Genomic DNA, 3,431 nt, shown 5'->3' with positions numbered 1-3,431 from the left:
CGTGGTTGGCCGGTCAGCTTGATCCCGTGTCGTCGAATATTTCGTGGGGCACGCTTACCAGCATGATGGCGGGTTTCGATGGCCGAGCCGGTAGGCACGCGTCTCATTCGGAAATGCGTGACCTGGTGGGGTTGGCGGGGAGGGCGCGAGCGGTCCTTGGTCGACTGGATTCCGTTCAAGTCCCAGCCGATGCCGATGCCGATGCCGATGCCGATGGGGGGCAGCGGGTCAGTCCGGTGCAGGCGTTGGAGGCGATGTGGAACGCCGATCAGCCGTGGCGGCGGATGGGGGACAGGCTGGCCGCGCCTGCGGCGCCCGGGCGAGACCAACAGACGGCGAAGTGGGCTCGGGAGTTGCTGGTTGAGTTCGAGGACGCTCGGTCTGTGGTGGTCAGACAGCCGGCGGAGTCGCAGGCGCGCCTGGACGCCGTTGTGAATGGAGTTGTGCTGCCGTCGTTCATGGCAAGGATTGCTGCGCGGTTTGAGGGCGGCTGGAGAGAGGTTGCGGCGGAGATAGGACTTGGGAACGGGCCCGAGCTGTCGGCTGATTACCGGCAGTCCCTGGTGAATTTGGCGGATTTGTACTGGCAGGTTGATCCGGATCTTCTCGGGTTTGACCAGGCTTTGCTGTGGATGCGGCGGGTCCGGGTGTTGATCGATGCTGGTTTCGAGGATGACGGGGTGGGCGCCGCCTTCTATATGCGGACGATGGGTGATCTGCAGAGCCTGGTGGCCGAGCTGTTCGGCCCGGCGTTCAACCCGCGGGCCGAAAAGCAGGAGCTTCGGCCGCCTTGGGATGTGGGGGTCAGGGAGATTCGTCGCTGGCTCGAGCTGATGGGTCTGGTGGACGATTTTGGTGGTGTCGGCAGGGTTGTCGGTGCGGTCGGCGCCGATTTGGTGGGTGGTAGGCGGCTGTTCCCGGTCATAGATCTGGCAGAGGAGTTGTACGGCAAGCGGCCGGGGGTGGAGACGGTGCGCGGTCTGGCGTGGTTGGCCAACCAGCTTGATCCCGTGTCGTCGAACATTTCACGCGCGTCCCTTGCCCGGATGGCGGCGGAGTTCGAAGGCCGAGCCGATGGGTACGCCTCGCCTTCGGAGGTGCAGCGCTTGGTGGAGTTGGCGGGGATGGTGCGAGAGGACCTTGGCCAGGTCGACGGCGATCCGAAGGGGGTTTTGGAGGCGATTTGGAAGTCCGACAGGCGTGGGGAAAGGATGGCGAACCGGCTGGCCGAGCTCGAGACAGCTGCGCACGACGAGCGTGACGAACAGACGGCGCAGTGGGCCGCGGAATTGCTGTTCGAGCTCGAGAACGCTGGGTCTGTGGTGGTCGGACAGCCGGAGGAGTCGCAGGCGCGCCTGAACGCCTTGGTCCTGACTCCGTTCCTGACAAAGATTGCTGAGGGCTTTGAGGGTGGGTGGAGCGGGCTTGCGGCAGAGGTAGGGGTCGGTGATGGAGCTAGCTTGCCGGATGATGCCCGGCAGTCCTTGGTGAATTTGGCGGGGTTGTACTGGGAGATAGGCCCGGCTTTGCCCGGATTTGACGAGGCTGTGCTGTGGATGCGGCGGATCCGGGAGTTGATCGATGCCGGCTTCGATCACAGCCGCGGCAGTGCTGACTTCTACTCCCTGGGGTTTGACGATCTGCAGAGCCTGGTGGCCGATCTGTCCGGGCTGGTGTTCAACCATCAGACCAGACAGGACGAGCCCCGGTCCCCCGGGACTGTGGAGATCGACGAGATTCGTCGCTGGCTCGAGCGAACTGACGTGGTGCACAACCTTGGTGGCTACCACACGCTTGTTGACCGGATCGGCGAGGATTTGGTGGGCCACAGGCGGCTGTTCCCAGTCATACGGCTGGCAAAGAAGTTGTATCGCGGGGCGGAGGACATGGAGACCCTGCATGCCCTCGCGTGGTTGGCCAACCAGCTTTATCCCGAGTCGTCGAAGATATCGTATAGTTCCCTAGCCCACATGGTGGCGGGTTTCGAAGGCAAATCTAGTTCGCATGCCACCGCTTTGGACTTGTTTGACCTGGTGGATTTAGCGGGGATGGCGCGGAAGGTCCTCGCGGACGAAGCCTATCCGGCGCAGGCGTTGGCGGCGATGTGGACGAACGACCCGGTGCAGGCTTTGGATGCGATCTGGAACGCTGACAGGCACTGGTGGCGAATGAACGACAGGCTGACCGCGATCGAGGCCAACGCGGACGAACACACGGCGGAGTGGGCCGCACACGTGCTGGATTCGTTCGAAGGCACCCGTTCCTGGGTGGTCAGGGAGACAGCGGAGTCGCCAGCGCGACTGCACGCCGCGGTCCTTTCTTCGTTGGTGACGACGATTGCTGTGCGGTCCAACCCGGATGGCAGCGATGGTTGGGAAGGACTGGCGCGGGAGGTCGGGCTTGGAGACGGGACTGGTCTGCCGGCTGATTACCCGCAGTCTCTGACTGATTTGGCGGGGTTGTACTGGGAGGTATTTCCGGCTCTGTCCGGATTTGACGAGGCTGTGTTGTGGATGCGGCGGATCCGGGAGTTGATCGATGCCGGCTTCGATGCCAGCCGCGGCAGTGCTGACTTCTACGCCCTGGGGTTTGATGATCTGCGGAGCCTGGTGGCCGAGGTGTCCGGGCCGGTGTTCAACCCTCAGACCGGAGAGGATGAGCCCCGGTCGCCAGGGGCTGTGGGGATCGACGAGGTTCGTCGCTGGCTCGAGCTGATGGACGTGGTGCACGGCCTTGGTGGTTACCACGCGCTGATCAGTGTGATCGGCGAGGGCTTGGTGGGCGGCAGGCGGCTGTTGCCGGTCATACAGCTGGCGTACGAGATCTATGGCCAGCGGCCCACTTTGGAGACGCTGCACGACCTGGCGCGGTTGGCGCACGAACTCGATCCCGAGTCGTCGCAGGTCGACTTGGATGGTCTTTCCGACTCCATCAGGAATTCCCTTGAACGCGACTACGGTGTCCGCTTCGCCGAAGCGGACATGCGTCACTTGGTGTCGTTGGCGGGCGCGGCTAGTCGGCTTGGCGGTCGGCTGGAGTCCGTCTCGCCGGGGGGTGTGCATCGCACGCCGGTGAGGTTCGAGATCCTGGGGTCGACGGAAACCGTCGAGTACACGGCGTGGACGCGGTCGCCGTCCTACGCGGCTTCGGAGGCTGCGGAGGGCGGTAAGACGCTGGTGGTGGTGGGGCATGGCGATGTGGTTGTGTCCCTTGACGTCATCGCCGAGATGCAGGGGCGAAGTAGCGCGGATGTGCTGGCGAGGGTCCATCTTCCTGGTCGGGGGCCGAGGTGGGTGGTGTGCCGTGTGGATGCCAGTGGGCGGCGTCGGCCGCGGTTGGTGAACGAGCCGACGGCGGAGTTGGCTGGTGTGCCGTGGGTGGAGCCGTTGCTGTTGTTTGCCGCTGGTGACAGTGCGCAGGCTGCGCGCGTG

Annotated in this window: 1 protein-coding gene; it reads left to right on the top strand. The window is 64.3% G+C overall.

The annotated features are described in order from the left end of the window. Positions 1–113: 113 nt before the first annotated feature. Positions 114–3,431 (top strand): hypothetical protein (locus ACWDKQ_RS35500; protein WP_450143127.1); only part of this gene is annotated, 3,318 nt, incomplete at its 3' end.

The organism is Saccharopolyspora sp. NPDC000995 (assembly GCF_053599315.1).
Note: the sequence above shows the minus strand (reverse complement) of the source record. Positions and strands in the feature narration are given on the sequence as shown.